18 protein-coding genes are annotated in these 17,395 nt (G+C 65.4%); 9 read left to right on the plus strand and 9 right to left on the minus strand.

Going from position 1 to position 17,395, the window contains the following annotated elements; all coding sequences use genetic code 11:
• Nucleotides 1–146 precede the first annotated feature (146 nt).
• Nucleotides 147–323, minus strand: coding sequence for a hemin uptake protein HemP (locus AAIL68_RS04900; protein WP_207102221.1), 177 nt, complete (start codon nucleotides 321–323; stop codon nucleotides 147–149).
• A 116-nt stretch (nucleotides 324–439) separates the two neighbouring features.
• On the minus strand, nucleotides 440–1,351 hold the full coding sequence (locus AAIL68_RS04905; protein WP_347138442.1) for a zinc ABC transporter substrate-binding protein: 912 nt from the start codon (nucleotides 1,349–1,351) through the stop codon (nucleotides 440–442).
• Between the two features lie 87 nt (nucleotides 1,352–1,438).
• Here AAIL68_RS04905 and AAIL68_RS04910 point away from each other — a divergent pair, with 87 nt between their 5' ends.
• The 6 genes from AAIL68_RS04910 (at nucleotide 1,439) to AAIL68_RS04935 (ending at nucleotide 5,052) form a co-directional block, all read left to right on the plus strand.
• Nucleotides 1,439–1,936: a Fur family transcriptional regulator gene (locus tag AAIL68_RS04910; RefSeq protein ID WP_347138444.1), complete on the plus strand. Its 498-nt coding sequence runs from the start codon at nucleotides 1,439–1,441 to the stop codon at nucleotides 1,934–1,936.
• On the plus strand, nucleotides 1,933–2,700 hold the full coding sequence (locus AAIL68_RS04915; RefSeq protein ID WP_347138445.1) for a metal ABC transporter ATP-binding protein: 768 nt from the start codon (nucleotides 1,933–1,935) through the stop codon (nucleotides 2,698–2,700). The genes AAIL68_RS04910 and AAIL68_RS04915 overlap by 4 nt, the downstream gene beginning before the upstream one ends.
• Nucleotides 2,700–3,482 carry a metal ABC transporter permease gene (locus AAIL68_RS04920; protein ID WP_347138446.1) on the plus strand — a complete coding sequence of 261 codons (783 nt, stop codon included), beginning with the start codon at nucleotides 2,700–2,702 and terminating at the stop codon, nucleotides 3,480–3,482. The genes AAIL68_RS04915 and AAIL68_RS04920 overlap by 1 nt, the downstream gene beginning before the upstream one ends.
• 192 nt (nucleotides 3,483–3,674) lie before the next feature.
• The gene (locus AAIL68_RS04925; protein WP_347138447.1) at nucleotides 3,675–3,884 is read left to right on the plus strand and encodes a hypothetical protein; all 210 of its coding nucleotides are present in this window, start codon (nucleotides 3,675–3,677) and stop codon (nucleotides 3,882–3,884) included.
• 119 nt (nucleotides 3,885–4,003) lie between these two features.
• Nucleotides 4,004–4,402: a hypothetical protein gene (locus AAIL68_RS04930; protein WP_347138448.1), complete on the plus strand. Its 399-nt coding sequence runs from the start codon at nucleotides 4,004–4,006 to the stop codon at nucleotides 4,400–4,402.
• A 374-nt stretch (nucleotides 4,403–4,776) separates the two neighbouring features.
• Nucleotides 4,777–5,052, plus strand: a complete 276-nt coding sequence (locus AAIL68_RS04935) for a hypothetical protein (RefSeq protein WP_347138450.1) — start codon at nucleotides 4,777–4,779, stop codon at nucleotides 5,050–5,052.
• Nucleotides 5,053–5,055: 3 nt separating this feature from the next.
• Here the strand turns inward: AAIL68_RS04935 and AAIL68_RS04940 are convergent, their stop codons facing one another.
• The 3 genes from AAIL68_RS04940 to acs form a co-directional block, all read right to left on the minus strand.
• On the minus strand, nucleotides 5,056–5,418 hold the full coding sequence (locus tag AAIL68_RS04940) for a response regulator (RefSeq protein ID WP_347138451.1): 363 nt from the start codon (nucleotides 5,416–5,418) through the stop codon (nucleotides 5,056–5,058).
• A 69-nt stretch (nucleotides 5,419–5,487) separates the two neighbouring features.
• Nucleotides 5,488–7,284, minus strand: a complete 1,797-nt coding sequence (locus AAIL68_RS04945) for an MFS transporter (RefSeq protein ID WP_347138452.1) — start codon at nucleotides 7,282–7,284, stop codon at nucleotides 5,488–5,490.
• 194 nt (nucleotides 7,285–7,478) lie between these two features.
• Entirely contained in the window at nucleotides 7,479–9,434 is a 1,956-nt protein-coding gene (acs, locus tag AAIL68_RS04950) for an acetate--CoA ligase (RefSeq protein WP_347138453.1), read from the minus strand.
• A gap of 215 nt (nucleotides 9,435–9,649) precedes the next feature.
• On the opposite strand from acs, the gene AAIL68_RS04955 reads away from it, so the two are divergent.
• Nucleotides 9,650–10,126, plus strand: coding sequence for a pyridoxamine 5-phosphate oxidase (locus tag AAIL68_RS04955; protein ID WP_347138454.1), 477 nt, complete (start codon nucleotides 9,650–9,652; stop codon nucleotides 10,124–10,126).
• Between the two features lie 38 nt (nucleotides 10,127–10,164).
• Here the strand turns inward: AAIL68_RS04955 and AAIL68_RS04960 are convergent, their stop codons facing one another.
• The 4 genes from AAIL68_RS04960 to queA all read right to left on the minus strand — a co-directional run bounded on the left by AAIL68_RS04960 (nucleotide 10,165) and on the right by queA (nucleotide 16,497).
• On the minus strand, nucleotides 10,165–12,459 hold the full coding sequence (locus tag AAIL68_RS04960) for a glycosyl hydrolase family 28-related protein (RefSeq protein ID WP_347138455.1): 2,295 nt from the start codon (nucleotides 12,457–12,459) through the stop codon (nucleotides 10,165–10,167).
• A 189-nt stretch (nucleotides 12,460–12,648) separates the two neighbouring features.
• The gene (gene lpdA, locus AAIL68_RS04965; RefSeq protein WP_347138456.1) at nucleotides 12,649–14,040 is read right to left on the minus strand and encodes a dihydrolipoyl dehydrogenase; all 1,392 of its coding nucleotides are present in this window, start codon (nucleotides 14,038–14,040) and stop codon (nucleotides 12,649–12,651) included.
• A gap of 68 nt (nucleotides 14,041–14,108) precedes the next feature.
• Complete coding sequence (locus AAIL68_RS04970) at nucleotides 14,109–15,371, minus strand: MFS transporter (RefSeq protein WP_347138457.1); 1,263 nt, start codon at nucleotides 15,369–15,371, stop codon at nucleotides 14,109–14,111.
• 10 nt (nucleotides 15,372–15,381) lie between these two features.
• Nucleotides 15,382–16,497: a tRNA preQ1(34) S-adenosylmethionine ribosyltransferase-isomerase QueA gene (gene queA, locus AAIL68_RS04975; protein WP_347138458.1), complete on the minus strand. Its 1,116-nt coding sequence runs from the start codon at nucleotides 16,495–16,497 to the stop codon at nucleotides 15,382–15,384.
• A gap of 117 nt (nucleotides 16,498–16,614) precedes the next feature.
• On the opposite strand from queA, the gene AAIL68_RS04980 reads away from it, so the two are divergent.
• Nucleotides 16,615–16,908, plus strand: a complete 294-nt coding sequence (locus AAIL68_RS04980; protein ID WP_347138459.1) for a (2Fe-2S)-binding protein — start codon at nucleotides 16,615–16,617, stop codon at nucleotides 16,906–16,908.
• Nucleotides 16,856–17,341 (plus strand): bacterioferritin, encoded by a 486-nt coding sequence (bfr, locus tag AAIL68_RS04985; protein ID WP_347138461.1) that lies wholly within the window; start codon nucleotides 16,856–16,858, stop codon nucleotides 17,339–17,341. The genes AAIL68_RS04980 and bfr overlap by 53 nt, the downstream gene beginning before the upstream one ends.
• The last annotated feature ends 54 nt before the right edge of the window (nucleotides 17,342–17,395 follow it).

A 17,395-nucleotide genomic window follows, 5' to 3' on the forward strand; every position in this document is an offset into this window, starting at 1 on the left:
GCGCCCTGAAGCATTTTCAGCAAAGTGGATGCCGGTTTTGCGTCTGAAAATGCGCAAGACAGCCGCCTACGGCATTCCGGCGATTCAGGGAATTGCCGGAATGCCGTAGGGGCCGCGCGCCAGTGTGACCCCGAGGTGAAGGAGGGTTACTTCGTCAGGATCAGCTTGCCGGCGCGGGTGATGCGCAACTGATAGATCTGCTCGTCCAGGATGATGAGGGCCTGGTTGCCGCCCCGCGTCAGCGCGGTCGCGTCATGCTGCGGAATACGCGACAGGACGCTGGTCGCGGGTTGCTGGAAATCGGCGGGGCGTGCTGCGGTCATGGTCAGCCTCTTGGTTCAAGCCTGCGGTAAGCCGAAATCTGACGAATTCCGTCTGGAATGTCAAAGTAAAAGAGTCGGAAATCTGTAGACGGCGCGAAGCCGCCCTTTTCCGTGGCCTACTGGCCTGAAAGGCAATCCGCCAGCGACGCTGCCATCCGGGTCATGATCCCGGCGTAAAGATCGGCCCCTACAGGAAGGGCACCGCCTTCGGGGGACAGTTCGTCGCCCATGCGCACCTTTGTCCCTTGGATCATGGTTTCGACCAGCTTCGGATCGCTGGCATATTCGGGGAAGGCGCAGACCGCCCCCGTTGCCGCGATCTCGTCCCGGATCTCGGCCAGCCGCGCGGCCGAGGGCGTGCTGGCATCCCCAAGCGACACCGCGATGGCCGGGCGCAGGCCATAATGATCGGTGAAATAGCCATAGGCGTCGTGGAAGACGACAAAGCTGGCTCCCTTGTGGGGCGCAAGCCGCGCCTGGAGGTCGGCGTCCAGATCGGCGATGCGCTGCGCCGCGACTTGCGCATTCTGCGCATATTGCGCGGCATTGTCGGGATCGGCCTTTGCAAGCGCATCGGCAATCGCCGCCAGCCATGCCTGCGCATTGGCCGGATCCAGCCAGGCATGGGGATCGGTGCCGCCGTGATCGTGGTCGGGCTCGTGCCCGTGATCGTGGTCGTGCCCGTGATCCCCGCCATAGCTGCGCAGACGGGTTCCGGGCACCTCCAGCAGGCGAAGCTGCGCCGCCCCCCCGGCCAGCGAGGCGGCCGAGCGGTCCAGCCAGGGCGTCAGCTCCGGCCCGGTCCAGACCAGCAGCCCGGCATCCTGCAAGCTCCGCGCGTCCGAGGGGCGCATCTGGTGGTGATGGGCGCTTGCCCCCTGCGGCAGCAGAACCTGCACCTGCCCGCCCGCGCCCAGAACCTGCTGGACCAGCGACCCGGTCACCGGCGTATCGACCACGACGGGCGGAGTGTCGGCCAGGGCCGGGCTGGCGGCCAGAAAGGCCAGTGCGGCAAGCATGATGCGCATCGGATGTCCCTTGTTCATTGATTGCAGGCCCATTCCTATCCATGTTACAAGATAACAAGTCAACCGTGATGTAATAAAGTAACGACATTGGCCAGCAACAACACCACCCCGGCATTCGCCCCCCACGACCACCGCGCCTGCGAGGCGCGCGCCTTGGACAAGGCGGCGGAACGGCTTGCCCAGCAAGGCGGCCGCATGACCCCCGTGCGTCGGCGCACGCTGGAGATCCTGTTGGAATCGCACCGCGCAATGGGCGCCTATGAGGTGCTGGACCGCCTTGCCGCCGAGGGCTTCGGCCGCCAGCCCCCCGTCGCCTATCGCGCGCTGGAGTTTCTGGTCGAACACGGCCTTGCGCACCGCTTGCAGCGGCTGAACGCCTTTGCCGCCTGCCTGCATCCCGGCCATGACCACGCGCCCGCCTTCCTGATCTGCCGGGGCTGCGACACGCTGGCCGAACTGCCCGCCGCCCCGGTCCGCGCCGCCCTGTCGGATCTGGCGGCCCAGACCGGCTTTGCCGTCGAACGCGTCACCATCGAGGCCCTGGGCCTCTGCCCCGCCTGCGCCGGGAAGGAGACGGGCGCATGAGCGCGCTGATCGAGGCCCAGGGCCTGACCATCCTGCGCCCCGGCAGCCATGAGACCGTGCTGCAAGGCGTCGATTTCCGCATCGCCGCGCAAGAGATCGTCACCGTGGTCGGGCCGAACGGATCGGGCAAATCCTCTCTGATCCGCGCGCTTCTGGGGCATATGCCGCTGGCGGCCGGGCATGTGACGCGCAAGCCGGGCCTGCGCATCGGCTATGTCCCGCAGCGGGTGCAGGTGGACACGACCATTCCCATGACCGTGCGCCGCTTCCTGTCCCTGCCCCGCCGGATCCCTGACGACGTGGCCGCGCAAGTCCTGGCCCGCACCGGGGCCGAGGGCGTCGGGCCGCGCCAGTTGACCCAGCTGTCCGGCGGTCAGTTCCAGCGGGTGCTGCTGGCCCGCGCGCTGCTGCACGACCCGCATCTGCTGGTTCTGGACGAACCCACGCAGGGCCTGGACCAGCCCGGCATCGTCGTCTTCTACAAGCTGATCGAGGATGTGCGCCGCCAGACCGGGGCGGCGGTGCTGATGGTCAGCCACGACCTGCTGGTGGTGATGCGGGCGTCCGACCGGGTGATCTGTCTCAACGGCCATGTCTGCTGCGAGGGCACGCCCCAGCATGTCAGCACCGCCCCCGAATACCGCGCCCTGTTCGGCGCGGACTCCGAAGGCACCCTGGCGCTTTACCAGCACCATCACGACCATGACCACGACCACGGCGGTCCCCATCACCACCACCACCATCACCACGCCGAGGCATCCTGATGCTGGACGATTTCTTCCTCCGCGCCATTCTGGCGGGTCTTGGCGTTGCGGTGGTGGCGGGGCCACTGGGCAGCTTCGTCGTCTGGCGGCGCATGGCCTATTTCGGCGATTCCACCGCCCATGCCGCGATCCTGGGGGTGGCGATCAGCCTGGCCTTCAACGCCTCGGTTTACGCCGGGACGCTGCTGGTTGCCCTGGCGATGGCCCTGGCGGTCTCGGCCCTGGTCACGCGCGGGCAGGCGATGGACACGATGCTGGGGGTGCTGTCCCATTCCGCGCTGGCCATCGGCCTGGTGGCGATCAGCTTCGTGCCCCAGGCGCGCTCGGATCTGTCCGCCTATCTGTTCGGCGACATCCTGGCCGTGGGCCGGGGCGATCTGGCGCTGATCTGGGCGGGTGCCGCGATGGTCCTGTCCCTGCTGGCCTGGCGCTGGCAGCGGCTGCTGACCGCATCCTTGAACGAGGAACTTGCCATGGCCGCAGGCATCGACCCCCGTATCGAGCGGATGGTCCTGTCGGTGGCCCTTGCGGTTGTGGTCGCGCTGTCGATTCGTGTGGTCGGATCGCTGCTGATTTCGGCAATGCTGATCGTTCCGGCGGCGACCGCCCGCGGATTGTCGCGCACCCCCGAATGGATGGTCGGCAATGCCACGCTGATCGCCGCTTTCGCGGTGCTCGCGGGGCTGTCGGCCAGCCTGCATCTGGACACGCCCGCAGGCCCCTCGATCGTCAGCGCCGCAGCCGTGATTTTCGCGGTTTCACAGGCTTTCCGGCGCGGTTAGTGCAGGATTGCCACACCCTTGGGGACCGCCGATTTTCATGCGGAACCAGGCGTTCCAAAGGGTGTTGGCCAATATGCAACAGTCGGCACAAGCCAGCGACGGATTTGAATCAATGCAGCTTTCAAACTGTGCGGGATTGTGTAACTGTCGCCTCGATGTTGCCGGTGACGGCAGCCTTCAACGAAACGGAGCATGATCATGACCAAATTCGCTACCTTCGCTGCCGCTCTCGGCCTGACCGCTACCTCGGCTCTGGCCGGTGGCTATGTCGCCCCCGTCGTCGACGTTGAACCCGTCGTCGTGGAAGAAAAGCCGGCTTCGACCAACGCTGGCCTGGTTGTCCCGGCCCTGCTGCTGCTGGGCGTCATCGCCGCCGTTGCTTCGGACGACGACGACAGCTGATTTCTGAACGGAACTTCGGGTCCGTCAGGTTTGAAGGGCTGGCCTTTGGCCAGCCCTTTTCCGTTGGACGCCCTTCTGGCGCGGGGTTAGCATGACCGGGGCAACATGCGGAGTTGGTGATGCGCCGGTTTCTGATCCCTGTCCTGCTTGCCCTGCCGGGGTCCGCCCTCGCCCAGACCGCGACCGAGGATGGCCTGGGCCTGGTCGAACGCGGCCTTGGCATCATCGCCGAAAACCTGTGGAACGAATTTGGTCCCGACCTGAACCGGCTGGGCCGGGACATGGGCGGCGCCCTGTCGGACCTTGCGCCCATGCTGGAGGATCTGGCCGTCCTGGTTGACGACCTGGGCAATTATCAGGCGCCGGAAAGGCTGGAAAACGGCGACGTGCTGATCCGCCGCAAGCCCGGCGCGCCGCCTCCGCCGCCCATCGGGGAATCGCTGGGCGGTCCCCGCGATGCCGTTCCCGCGCCGCCTGACATCCCTATTGATCCCGATCAGCCGGAAATCCCGCTCTAGGGGGATCGGCATTCAGCAGCTACAAGGGCGGTGCAGCCCGCTTCCCTGACCGGGCGGGACCAGCAAACGCATGCGCTTCCTCCGCCCGCTTGATCGGGTGCCACCAGAACCCTCGCCATCCCGCGACCAAGCGAAACCAGCGCCCGGAAAAAGGTCCAGTGGACCTTTTCAGCGACGAAGGGCGAAGCCTCGGCAAGGCGGGCGCTGGCCGGGCTTTGGAAGCCCGACGATAGGGGTGGATAGGGCATCACGTGGCGAAGGCGATGGCCTTCGCCAGATCAAGGATGGCGCAGGGATGAATGCCTATCCTCTTTCAGGCGGCTGGACGGCACCGCGCCTGGCGGTCTAGGCTGCGGAAAAGACAAGGGGATTGGATGATGGCGGATCTGCTTGCGGCCCAGGCGACGGATGTGTTCCGCATTGGCCTGATCATTGCGCTGCTGCTGACGACGCTGCGCAACCGTCCGCTGACGGGGATGCTGCTGCCGCTGATCGCGGGCGCGGTCTTCGTGGCCGTCATCATTCCGCTGACCGGCGCCACCGCCCGGCCCGAGCCGATGGCCACGCAGGTGCTGGCGGGGCTTCTGGTGAACGCGGTCTATATCGGCATCGGCTTGGGCGCGTGGTCGCTGTGGCGGGGGCGCAGATAGGGTTCAGCTCAGCAGCCGGGTCATCTCGGCCCGCAGTTCCGACAATTCGAACGGCTTGGCGATGAAGCCGTCCGCGCCAAGGTCAAGGCCGCGGCGCCGTTCCACCACCGATCCGCGCGCGGTCATCAGCAGGATGCGCACCCCCGACAGGCATGGATCGGCGCGTAGAAGCTCGACGATCTCGTATCCAGACATGTCGGGCAGCATCACGTCCAGCAGGACAAGGTCGGGGCGTTCGCGGCGGATGGCGGCCAGGGCGGCACCGCCTTCGGACAGGCGGGAATGGGCGTGTCCGTCGCGGGAAAGCAGGAATTCCAGGGCGATGGCGATGTTGTCCTCGTCCTCGATGACAAGAATCCGGGCCATGGGCCGCGCCTTCCCGATCTGAAACGGTGATGGCGGGCCGGGATCGCCCCGGCCCGCCCTTGTGCAGGATCAGACGTTGTCGTCCGCGAAGATGTTCTTCTTGTGGGTGCCGTTCGGCACGAAGAGAGTGCCGATGATCACCGTCATCACCGCGATCACGATGGCATACCACAGGCCCGCATAGATGTTGCCGGTCTGGGCCGAGATCGCGAAGGCGGTCGCGGGCAGCAGGCCGCCGAACCAGCCGTTGCCGATGTGGTAGGGCAGCGACAGGCCGGAATAGCGGATGCGGGTCGGGTAAAGCTCGACCAGCTGCGCGGCGATCGGGCCATAGACCATCGTCACCAGCACGATCAGATAGGTCAGGATCAGCACGATCTTGATGTTCTGGCCGTTGAAGATGTCGAAGAAGTGGTCGGCCTTGGCGACGGTGGTGTTGTCGGCCGCCACCAGCGGATAGCCGGCAGCCGTCAGCGCCGCGTTGATCTCGGCAGTGAAGCGGTCCTTTTCGGCCTTCAGGGCGTCGCCCGTCAGCGTGTTGCCGTCATAGGACTGCACCACGGTGTCGCCGACCTTGACCGAGGCCACGGTGCCCGCCGGGGCATCGACCGTTTCCTGGACGTTGACCGAGGACTTCGACAGCGTCGCCTTGACGATATCGCAGCTGTTGTTGAACTGCGCGGTGCCGACCGGGTTGAACTGGAAGGAACAGTCGTCCGGCGACGCCGTCACCGTGACGGGCACGTGCTGGGCCGCGGCCAGTGCGGGGTTCGCAACCGCCGTCAGCATCGGGAACACCCACATATAGGTGGCCGCCGCAAGCGCGCAGCCGCCCAGGATGATCGGCTTGCGCCCGATCTTGTCGGACAGCGACCCGAAGAACAGGAAGCCCGCCGTGCCCAGGATCAGCGACCAGGCGACAAAGACGTTGGCGCTGAACTGGTCCACCTTGACGACGTTCTGGATGAAGAACAGCGCGTAGAACTGGCCCGAATACCAGACCACGGCTTGCCCGGCGGTCAGGCCCAGCAGCGCGATCAGGGCGATCTTGCCGTTCCTCCAGTTGCCGAAGGCTTCCTTCAGCGGCGCCTTGGACTGCGCGCCTTCTTCCTTCATCTTCTTGAAGGCGGGCGATTCGTTCATCTGCAGGCGGATGTAGAGAGAGATCAGCAGCAGGAAGACCGACCCCAGGAAGGGAATGCGCCAGCCCCAGGCCTTGAACGGCTCCAGCATGACCTGCGCGCCGGTGGCGTCCAGCAGCGGCTGGCCGTCCAGGCCCAGTTGCGGCACCGCCGGATAGTTGCCGTTGACATAGGACGTGACCAGCAGGATCACGATCAGCGACAACAGCAGGCCCAGCGTCGCGGTGGTCTGGATGAAGGCCGTGAAATAGCCCCGCTGGTTCGACGGCGCATGTTCGGCCACATAGACCGCCGCGCCCCCGTATTCGCCGCCAAGCGCCAGGCCCTGCAGCATCCGCAGCGCGATCAGGATGATCGGCGCGGCGATCCCCCAGGACGCGTATCCCGGCAGCAGGCCCACCAGGAAGGTGGAAAAGCCCATGATCAGGATCGTGGCCAGGAAGGTGTATTTCCGCCCGATCAGGTCGCCCAGGGCGCCGAAGACAAGGGCGCCGAAGGGACGGACCAGGAAGCCCGCCGCGAAGGCCAGCAGCGCGAAGACGTTGCGCGTCGATTCCGGGAAGGCCGTGAAGAACTGCGCCCCGATGATCGAGGCCAGCGAGCCATACAGATAAAAGTCATACCATTCGAAGATCGTGCCCGCGGACGAGGCCAGGATGACCTTCTTTTCCTCGGACGTCATGGGACGCGAACGGGTCGTCGCGTCGGGCGATGCGTAAGCCATCAATCCTCCTCCTGTTGAACCAGCCGGTGCGCTGGCGTTGGATCCCGACGGTCAAGCCTTCTCCGGTCGCATTCTCCGGCAGGAGAACGCGTGAGGGGGATTGCTCGTCAGGGGGTCTGGCGGCACCCGGTCCTCCTTCCCGGAGGCCGCCCTGTCATTGCCGCAGGCGGGCCGGCAACGGCCCGCTGCAAGAATCAGCCCCGGTTCATCCGGTTGGCGATCAGGTCGTCAACCACCTCGGGTTCGGCCAGGGTCGAGATGTCGCCCAGGGCGCCATAGTCGTTTTCGGCGATCTTGCGCAGGATGCGGCGCATGATCTTGCCGGACCGGGTCTTGGGCATTCCGGGCGCCCACTGGATCACGTCGGGCTTGGCGATGGGGCCGATTTCCGTGCGGACCCATTTCTCCAGCTCGCCGCGCAACTCGTCGCTGGGCTGCACGCCGTTCATCAGCGTGACATAGGCATAGATGCCCTGCCCCTTCAGCGGGTGCGGGTATCCGACCACGGCAGCCTCGGCGACCTTCTCATGGGCGACCAGGGCCGATTCGACCTCGGCCGTCCCCATGCGGTGGCCGCTGACGTTGATCACGTCGTCCACGCGCCCGGTGATCCAGTAATAGCCGTCCTCGTCCCGGCGGCAGCCGTCGCCGGTGAAGTAGTATCCGGGATACTGCTGGAAATAGGTTTCCATGAACCGCTGGTGATCGCCCCAGACGGTGCGCATCTGACCGGGCCAGCTGTCGGCGATGCAGAGCACGCCCTCGGCCGGATTGCCCTCGACCACCTTGGCGGATTCGGCTTCCAGGATCACCGGCTTGATGCCGAAGAAGGGCAGCGTGGCGGACCCGGCCTTGGTCTCGATGGCGCCGGGCAGCGGCGTGATCAGGTGGCCGCCGGTTTCGGTCTGCCACCAGGTATCGACGATGGGGCAGCGGCCCTTGCCGATATGGTCGTTGTACCAGTTCCAGGCCTCGGGGTTGATCGGCTCTCCTACGGTGCCCAGGATGCGGATGCTGGACAGGTCGTGCTTCTCGATCGGCTCGGTCCCCTTGGCCATCAGCGACCGGATCGCGGTCGGCGCGGTATAGAACTGCGTGACCTTGTGCTTGGCGCAGACCTCCCAGAAGCGGCCAGCATCGGGCCAGGTCGGCACGCCTTCGAACATCACCGTGGTCGCGCCATTGGCCAGCGGGCCATAGACGATATAGCTGTGGCCCGTGACCCAGCCCACGTCCGCCGTGCACCAGAACACGTCGCCGTCCTGGTAGTCGAAGGTGTACTGGTGCGTCATCGCGGCATAGACCAGATAGCCGCCGGTCGTATGCACGACCCCCTTCGGCTTGCCGGTCGAGCCCGAGGTGTACAGGATGAACAGCGGATCCTCGGCCCCCATCGGGCGGGGCGGGCAATCGGGGCTGGCGGTTTCCATCAGCGCCTTCACGTCCACGTCGCGGCCCTGGATCCAGGTGGTCTGGTCGCCCGTATGCTTGACCACAAGGCAGCGCACCCGGTCGGAACAATGCAGCAGCGCCGCGTCGGTGTTCGATTTCAGGTTGGTTCGCCGCCCGCCGCGCGGGGCGGTGTCGGCGGTGATGACCACCTTGGCGCCGCAGTCGTTGATGCGGTTGGCCAGCGCGTCGGGCGAGAAGCCCGCGAAAACGATGGAATGGACCGCCCCGATCCGCGCGCAGGCCAGCATGGCATAGGCGGCTTCGGGGATCATCGGCAGATAGATGACGACACGGTCGCCGCGCATGATGCCCTGGGACAGCAGCACATTGGCAAAGCGGTTCACCTTTTCGGACAGTTGCGCATAGGTGATGTGCTGCGCGGGCGTCGCGGGATCGTCAGGCTCGAAGATGATGGCGGTCTGGTCGGCGCGCTTGGGCAGGTGCCGGTCCACGCAGTTGACGGACGCGTTCAGGATCCCGTCCTCGTACCACTTGATCGAGACATTGCCGAAGGTGAAGTCGGTGTTCTTCACCACGCTGTAGGGGTGGATCCAGTCCAGCCGCTTGCCTTCGCGGCCCCAGAACGATTCGGGGTTCTGGATCGATTCGGCATAAAGGCGGGCGTAATCCTCAGGGCCGCACAGCGCGTTTTCGAATCCTGCCGGAATCGGATGCTTTTCAATCGTTTCGGTGGTCATCTTCCCTCCTCGCTTCGCTGGCCGGCCGCTTGGCACAGGCTGCGTCCAGCAGGCTTCCTGCCGTTCCCCAAGGAGATGTTAATCACATTTCCGGTTTTCTGTTAAGTCATTTCATTCAAACAATAATTCTGATAACTAATTCACTGATTTCCCACTGAATCTGTTAAGACTTCACAAATCTTGCAAAGCACGCGGTTGCGCGGCAGCGTTCGGGCATGACCAGGGATCCGATCCGCGCCACCAGCGACGACGCCCGCCAGACCGCGCGGCAGATGCTGGCCGCGATGCGCCATGCGGTGCTGGCGGTGAACGACCCGGAAACGGGCCACCCGCATCTGTCGAAGATCGCCTGCCAGATCGACGCGGGCGGCGTGCCGGTGGCGCTGCTGTCGGGACTGGCGGTCCACAGCCGCGCCCTGGCCACTGACCCCCGCGCGGCGTTGCTGGTGGAAGCCCCGGGCGACCGGGGCGATCCGATGACCTGGCCGCGCCTGTCGCTGCAGGTCGTGGCGCAGGGGGTCGCCGATCCCGCCGGGCTGCGCGACCGCTGGCTGCGGGCGCATCCCAAGGCGGCGGTCTTCATCGACCTGCCCGATTTCCGCTTCTGGAGGCTGATGCCGCAGGCGGGTTTCCTGAACGCAGGCTTCGGCGCGGCGTTCCGGTTGACGCCCGCCGATCTTGGCCTGTCCTGAAAGAAAACCGCCGCGACGGTGCGCGGCGGTCCGGTTCCTTACTGCGGGCGGTCCATCCGGGCATAGATCGAGACCTTGCCCTTGGCGCCCGTCGGCCAGTTCAGCCGGATCTGGCGCTTGGTCGTGCCGACCTCGGTCTGGACCCAGGGGGCGGCGTCGATGCGCGCCCCGCTGGCATTGACGATGGCCGATTCCGCGATCACCGACTGGACCGACTTGGCCCATCCCTTGAAGGGCAGCCCGTCGATCACCGGCAGGGTCCAGCTTGTCGCGGATGATGTCTGGTTATGCTGCAGCATCAAGGGGTTCGAGACATAACTCTTGATGCCGTTGAAGGTGTTCCCCTCGAACTGCAGGTTGCGCATGTTGTTGTAGTTCAGATCCGCGATCGAGGTGTCCACGCGCTCGATCCGGTCGATGTCGCCGTAAAGCGCCTTGAAGACGTTGCTGGTGACCGTCAGCCCGTGGATGAAATGGCCGGTGCCATAGGGCTTGACCGTCAGCCAGGTGAACCAGGCGGCGGTGTTGGAACACAGGCAGGTGTTGCCGTTGATGGTCAGCCCGCCAAAGCTGTATTCGGACCCGGTATAGTTCGGCTGCTCGCTGTGTTCGTTGGTCCATTCGATGGACGCGTTGTCGATATAGTTGCCGTTGATCGTCGTCTGCACGTTCGGGCGCGTCAGCACCAGCCCGGCATAGCGCAGCCCCTCGCCCGAGCCGTCGCCCTGGAACCAGTGGTTGCCGGAGATCAGGTGGCCGCCGCCATTCGCCACCATGAAATGCGCGAAGCGGACAAAGCGGTTGTCGCGCATCTTCACGTCATTGGCGTTGACGTTGATGGCGATGGTGTTGCGGCTCTGGGCGGGCAGGTCCATCTCGTTCGACAGGAACTGGCAGCGGTCCACCAGCATGTCCTGGCAGCCCCGCCCGATGGACGTGATGCCCCGGTCCCTGGGCTTGGTCATGTAGCAGTCGCGCAACGCGATCATCTCGCCCTTGGGGGGCAGCATGATGCCGCTGGCGATGCCTTCGCAGTTCAGGTCCAGATCGACGAAGTTCAGCCGCGCCAGTTGCCCGACGCCCGAAAAATCGAACAGATAGCGATAGCGTTCGAAGGTATAGCTGCGCGTGCCCGACCCTCCGTATAACGGCTGGGACAGGGTCAGCGTGCGGGCGCTGACGTTCTTGTCGTTCACATAAACCTCTCGACCGACGCCGGGACCGATGACGCGGCTGCCGATCTCGATGGCGGCGACATTGGCGACGTTGGACAAGCGCAGCGGCTGCGCGGCGTCATAGGTCGCGGCACTGGTCCATTTGCCGCTGTCCCAGGCGGTGCCCGCCTTGGCGGTGATGCTGCCGTTGCAGATCACGCGGCGGTTGGAAAACCCGACCAGATCCGGCGCCAGCGCGTCCACGACCAGCGGCTCCTCCAGATCGACGCGGCGCCCGCAGAGGTCCAGCGAGACATGGTCGGTATAGCCGAACAGCGCCTGCAGAGCCTTCTTCATGCCCAGCGTCTCGCTGCCGAAGGCGTCGGCATAGGTGGGGAAATCGAAGCTTTGCAGGAATGACACGCGCGTCGCGTCGGGCGTGCGGATGGTGCCCTTGAAGCGGATGGGGCTGTCGATGCCCAGGTCGCCGCTGATGAAGAACGTCCCTTCCGGCACCAGGACCGACCCGCCATTGGCCGCCTTGTCCGCCGCGACAAAGGCCGCGCGGTCGTTGGTGACGCCATCGCCCTTGGCGCCATAGTCGCGCACATCCACCCAGTCGATCAGCGAAGAGATGAAGGCCGCCGTCACATCCTCGATGCGGATCGATTCGATGCGGAAGGCCCCGCCATTGGCGCCGACCAGATCCAGCCCGAAATGCCCATAGACCGGCGCCGTACCCCAGGCCATGTCCACGCCGCGCCGGGAACCCACGCCGACGATGGCGCTGACCTCGACCACCTCACCATAGGCGGTCAGGGGCACGGTCGGGCCCACCTCGACCAACCCGTTCACATGGGCGCGCGATCCGTTGCCTGCCCAGCCGGCGATGCGCGCGGAACACAGCGCGCCCGCCACCGCCTTGATGCGGGCCGAGACGCGCAGATAGACGCCGGGGATCATCGGCGTCTCGCCCATGAAGCGGATGCTGGTCGTGGTCTGCTGCTTCATCACCTCAAGACAGGTGCCGAAGTCCTGGTCCGCCGGGACCAGCGCGCCATTGTCGGCCGAGCCCCAGGTGGCGCTTCCCGGCGTGCCGTCCGTCCGGGACCAGGCATTCAGCCCGCCCCGGAAGGCAGGCGGCATCAGCAGAAGCCCGTTGGTGATCGCGATGTTCATAAACTGTCTCCTTCAGCCGCGGCAGGCGCACGGGTGAAGGAATAGTTACGAAACCGTTAATGCAGCCTTGACGGGGGGGGCGTTGCAACCCCGCATGGCGCAACGGGGCGGATCCGTACGACAGCCGCAGGGTGGGGTTTCACCCCACCATGCCCGGCCAAAGGTGGGGTGGAACCCCACCCTACCGCCCTAGAAGTGGATCGCCCTGCCATAGGCGTCCAGAACCGCCTCGTGCATCATTTCCGACAGGGTCGGGTGCGGGAAGACCGTTTCCATCAGGTCCTGCTCGGTCGTCTCAAGCTGGCGGCCGATGACATAGCCCTGGATCAGTTCGGTCACCTCGGCTCCGACCATATGGGCACCCAGCAATTCGCCGGTCTTGGCGTCGAAGACGGTCTTGATCATGCCCTCGGGTTCGCCAAGCGCGATGGCCTTGCCGTTGCCGACGAAGGGGAACTTGCCGACCTTGACCTCATGCCCCAGCTCCTTGGCCTTCGCCTCGATCAGCCCGACCGATGCCACCTGCGGGTGGCAATAGGTGCAGCCCGCGATGCTGGAGGGCTTGACCGGATGCGGATGCCCGCCCGCGATCAGTTCGGCCACCATCACGCCTTCATGGCTGGCCTTGTGCGCAAGCCAAGGCGCGCCCGCCACGTCGCCGATGGCGTAAAGCCCCTCGACGCCGGTGCGGCAGTATTCGTCGGTCACCACATGGGTGCGGTCGATCTTCACGCCCAGGTCTTCAAGCCCCAGGTTCTCCACGTTGCCGACGATGCCCACGGCGGAGATCACCGTGTCGAAATCCTGCGTCTCGGTCTTGCCGCCCGTTTCAATATGAGCGGTCACGGTGCTGCCCTTGCGGTCCAGCTTCTTGACCGTGGCCTTTTCCAGGATCTTCATACCCTGCTTGACGAACTGCTTTTTCGCGAAGGCGCTGATCTCGGCATCCTCGACCGGCAGCACGCGGTCCATCACCTCGACCACCGTGGTATCCGCGCCCAGCGTATTGAAGAAGCTGGCGAATTCGATGCCGATGGCGCCGGACCCGATCACCAGCAGCTTTTTCGGCATATGCGGCGGCATCAGCGCGTGCTTGTAGTTCCAGACCAGCTTGCCATCCGGTTCCAGCCCCGGCAGTTCGCGCGCCCGCGCCCCGGTCGCCAGGACGATGTTCTTGGCGGTGACTTCCTCGGTGCCCTTGTCGGTTTTCACGCTGATCTTGCCAGGGGCAACCAGCCGCGCCTCTCCCATGATGGTCGTGACCTTGTTCTTCTTGAACAGGTGGCCGATGCCGCCGGTCAACTGCTTGGCGACGCCGCGCGACCGCTGCACGACCTTTTCCAGGTCGAAGCCGATGCCCTCGGCAGACAGCCCGAAGTCCTTGGCACGGTGCATCAGGTGGAACACCTCGGCCGAGCGCAGCAGCGCCTTGGTGGGGATGCAGCCCCAGTTGAGGCAGATGCCGCCCAGGTGCTCGCGCTCGATACAGGCCACCTTCAGGCCCAGCTGAGCGCCCCGGATCGCGGCGACATAGCCGCCCGGCCCGGCACCAATCACCACCATATCAAAATTCTGGGCCATAGGTTTCCCCTGTCAGGTCACGATAGTTCAGCGTTAAACCAATCGCGCGGAAGGGACAAGAAGGCCAGTTACGCAGCGTCAGAAGGCCGCCGCTGCGCAGGATCGGACTGCTTCTCGTCCAGGGCCGCCTCGACCGCGATGGTCGTGGCATTGGGGGTGATGACGGCGAAATTGCCCTGCTCCTCGGGCGTCAGCGCGCGGCGGCGGGTCGCGCGCCAGCCGGCATAGGCGGTCAGCATCGCCAGCAGGACGGCCATATAGACCCAGAAGCCGTCAGGCCCGATGACCTCCATCAGCCAGCCGGTGATGATCGGCCCGCCCATGGACCCGATGCCATAGATGAACAGAAGCCCGGCCGAGGCCGCCGCCATGTCGGCCTGATCCAGGTAGTCGTTGGTATAGGCCAGAAGCAGCGCGTAGATCGGGTTGGCGATGCCCCCCATCAGCGCCCCCGCGATCACCAGGCCCAGGGTGCCGGGCTGCATGGCGATCACGACCGCCCCCGTCACCGCGCCCGCCGCCGCCAGCATCAGCACCAGCTTGCGCCGGTCATAGCGGTCGGAAATCCAGCCGATGGGGTATTGCAGCACCAGCCCGCCCGCATAGCTGGCCGCCACGAACAGCGAGATCTGCGCGACCGACAGCCCGATGGTGGCCCCCCAGACGGACGACATGCCCGACAGGACGGCAAAAACCCCGCCCATCAGGAAGATGCCCACGCAGCCCAGCGGCGAGGCGCGGTAAAGCTGGGCGAAGGACATGCGCTTGATGGTCTGGAACTGCGGCGCGGGCCGCGCCGACAGCAGGATCGGCATGAAGGCGAAAGACACCAGCACGGATGCGATGATGAACAGCGTGTATCCGCCCGGATCGGAGGTGTTCAGCAGCGCCTGCGCCGCCACGATCCCCAGCAGTTGCACGATCATGTAGGCCGACAACGTCTGGCCGCGGTTTTCATTGGTGGACCGCGCGTTCAGCCAGCTTTCCGACGTGATATAGACCCCGCAGAAGCAGAACCCGATCACGCAGCGCAGAGCCGTCCACCAGATCCAGTTCGGCTCGACCGAATAAAGCACCAGGACCGAGGAGATCATCGACCCGAGCGCCGCGAAGACCCGCACATGGCCTACGTTCTTAATGAGGCCGGGCACCGTCAGGCTGCCCAGCAGGAAGCCCGCGAAATAGCCCGACATGACCACCGACATCTGCAAGGTCGGGATCCCCTCCAGCCCGCCGCGGATGCCCAGCAGCGTGCCCTGCATCCCGTTGCCGACCATCAGCAGCAGGATTCCCAGGAACAGCGGCCATGTCGTTCGCAGCACGGAAAGCATTTTCAGCCTCTCACGGGGTCGGGCGGTCCGCCTTCATCTGTGGCCCATCCTGCGAAAAGGGGCCAGCCGGAAAGCGACCCTGCGGGATCAGCAGCGACGCATCGCCATAGCTGAAGAAGCGGTATCCCGCCTGGACCGCATGGGCATAGATGTCGCGGATCCGGTCCTGTCCCATCAGCGCCGAGACCAGCATAAGCAGCGTCGATTTCGGCAGGTGGAAATTGGTCATCAGCCCGTCCGTCACCCGGAATTGATAACCCGGATAGATGAAGATGTCGGTCGTCCCCTCGAAGGGCCGAAGGGTGCCATCCTCCTGCGCCGCCGATTCGATCAGCCGCAGCGCGGTCGTGCCGACCGGGATCACGCGGCGGCCTTCCGCCCTGGCGCGGTTGATCGCCTCTGCCGCATCGGCGCTGACCTCGCCCCATTCGGCGTGCATCCGGTGGGTGGTCACATCCTCGACCTTGACGGGCAGGAAGGTGCCCGCGCCGACATGCAGCGTGACATGGACGAACTGGACGCCTTTCGCGGCCAGTTCCTCCAGCAGCGCAGTGTCGAAATGCAGGCTGGCGGTCGGGGCGGCGACGGCGCCCTGGCGCGCGGCCCAGACGGTCTGGTAATCCTGAGCGTCCTGCGCGTCCGGCGCCCGCAACGCCGCGATATAGGGCGGCAGCGGCATCGCCCCCACCTGCTGCAACGCCGCGTCGAAGGCATCGCCCTGCGCGTCGAAGCGCAGCAGCAACTCGCCTTCGGCGATCTCGGCCACCTCGGCGGACAGGGCCTCGCCAAAGCGGATCACCTCGCCCGCCCGCAGCTTGCGCAGGGGTTTCGCCAGGGCGCGCCAGCCATCGGCGGCGGGTTCCAGCAGCGTGACCTCGATCCGGGCCGTGGCCTCGCCCTGCGGCGTCGGGCGCGTCCGCGTGCCGGTCAGCCGCGCCGGAATGACCTTCGTGTCGTTCAGCACCAGCACGTCGCCCGCCCGCAGGATATCCGGCAGGTCGCTGACGCGCCGGTCGGCGATCGCGCTGCCCTCGGCCAGCAGCAACCGGGCCGACGTGCGCGGCCGGGCCGGTCGCGTGGCGATCAGCGAAGGGGGCAGGTCGAAATCGAAATCGGACAGTTTCATGGCCGCGCTTCTGCGCCCGCCCCGCTTCCTGGTCAAGCCGGACGGTCACAAAGTAAAAAAGTCACCTTTACAATTCCGACTAAATCGCTACGTTTCCCGCACCACAGGAGTCGCGCGATGATTGTCTGCCACTGCACGCAAATCTCGGACCATGAAATCAAGGCCGCGATCGACTGGATGCGGGCCGCCGATCCCCAGACCATCATCACGCCGGGCAAGATCTATCACGCCCTGGGCAAGCGCGCCGATTGCGGCGGATGCATGCCGCTCTTTCTGGACACCATGCGTCACTGCGATAATCTGGGCGTGGCCCCGCCGATTTTGCGGGCGAAATCAGATGTTGCAAAGGACACCCACCATGAAGGGCGACGCAAAGGTCATCGACTATCTCAACGCGGCGCTGCGGTCTGAACTGACCGCCGTCAGCCAGTACTGGCTGCACTACCGCCTGCAGGAGGACTGGGGCTTCGGCCATATCGCCGACAAGTCGCGCGCCGAGTCGATCGAGGAGATGCACCACGCCGACCGGCTGATCGCGCGAATCATCTTCCTGGAAGGTCATCCGAACCTGCAGAAACTGGATCCGCTGCGCATCGGCCAGACCCTGAAGGAAACGCTGGAATCGGATCTGGCCGCCGAACACGACGCCCGCACCCTGTATCTTGAGGCGCGCGAATATTGCGCCAGCGTCAATGACCAGGTGTCCAAGTCGCTGTTCGACGACCTGATCGCGGACGAGGAAGGCCATATCGATTTCCTGGAAACGCAGATCCAGCTTTACGAGACGATCGGCGCCCAGAACTATGGCCAGTTGAACGCCAAGCCCGCGGACAAGGCGGAATAAAGGCGGATCACTGACGGGTGGGCGGTGCCTGCAGAAAGGTTGCCGTTCCATCCG

The sequence above is a fragment of the Paracoccus sp. SSK6 genome (genome assembly GCF_039770665.1).
GTDB lineage: Bacteria > Pseudomonadota > Alphaproteobacteria > Rhodobacterales > Rhodobacteraceae > Paracoccus.

Coding starts and splice junctions, on each gene's coding strand:
- AAIL68_RS04900 (WP_207102221.1), bottom strand. CDS start 323: ATGACCGCAGCACGCCCCGCCGATTTCCAGCAACCCGCGACCAGCGTC.
- AAIL68_RS04905 (WP_347138442.1), bottom strand. CDS start 1,351: ATGCGCATCATGCTTGCCGCACTGGCCTTTCTGGCCGCCAGCCCGGCC.
- AAIL68_RS04915 (WP_347138445.1), top strand. CDS start 1,933: ATGAGCGCGCTGATCGAGGCCCAGGGCCTGACCATCCTGCGCCCCGGC.
- AAIL68_RS04920 (WP_347138446.1), top strand. CDS start 2,700: ATGCTGGACGATTTCTTCCTCCGCGCCATTCTGGCGGGTCTTGGCGTT.
- AAIL68_RS04925 (WP_347138447.1), top strand. CDS start 3,675: ATGATCATGACCAAATTCGCTACCTTCGCTGCCGCTCTCGGCCTGACC.
- AAIL68_RS04930 (WP_347138448.1), top strand. CDS start 4,004: ATGCGCCGGTTTCTGATCCCTGTCCTGCTTGCCCTGCCGGGGTCCGCC.
- AAIL68_RS04935 (WP_347138450.1), top strand. CDS start 4,777: ATGATGGCGGATCTGCTTGCGGCCCAGGCGACGGATGTGTTCCGCATT.
- AAIL68_RS04940 (WP_347138451.1), bottom strand. CDS start 5,418: ATGGCCCGGATTCTTGTCATCGAGGACGAGGACAACATCGCCATCGCC.
- AAIL68_RS04945 (WP_347138452.1), bottom strand. CDS start 7,284: ATGGCTTACGCATCGCCCGACGCGACGACCCGTTCGCGTCCCATGACG.
- acs (WP_347138453.1), bottom strand. CDS start 9,434: ATGACCACCGAAACGATTGAAAAGCATCCGATTCCGGCAGGATTCGAA.
- AAIL68_RS04955 (WP_347138454.1), top strand. CDS start 9,650: ATGACCAGGGATCCGATCCGCGCCACCAGCGACGACGCCCGCCAGACC.
- AAIL68_RS04960 (WP_347138455.1), bottom strand. CDS start 12,459: ATGAACATCGCGATCACCAACGGGCTTCTGCTGATGCCGCCTGCCTTC.
- lpdA (WP_347138456.1), bottom strand. CDS start 14,040: ATGGCCCAGAATTTTGATATGGTGGTGATTGGTGCCGGGCCGGGCGGC.
- AAIL68_RS04970 (WP_347138457.1), bottom strand. CDS start 15,371: ATGCTTTCCGTGCTGCGAACGACATGGCCGCTGTTCCTGGGAATCCTG.
- queA (WP_347138458.1), bottom strand. CDS start 16,497: ATGAAACTGTCCGATTTCGATTTCGACCTGCCCCCTTCGCTGATCGCC.
- AAIL68_RS04980 (WP_347138459.1), top strand. CDS start 16,615: ATGATTGTCTGCCACTGCACGCAAATCTCGGACCATGAAATCAAGGCC.
- bfr (WP_347138461.1), top strand. CDS start 16,856: ATGAAGGGCGACGCAAAGGTCATCGACTATCTCAACGCGGCGCTGCGG.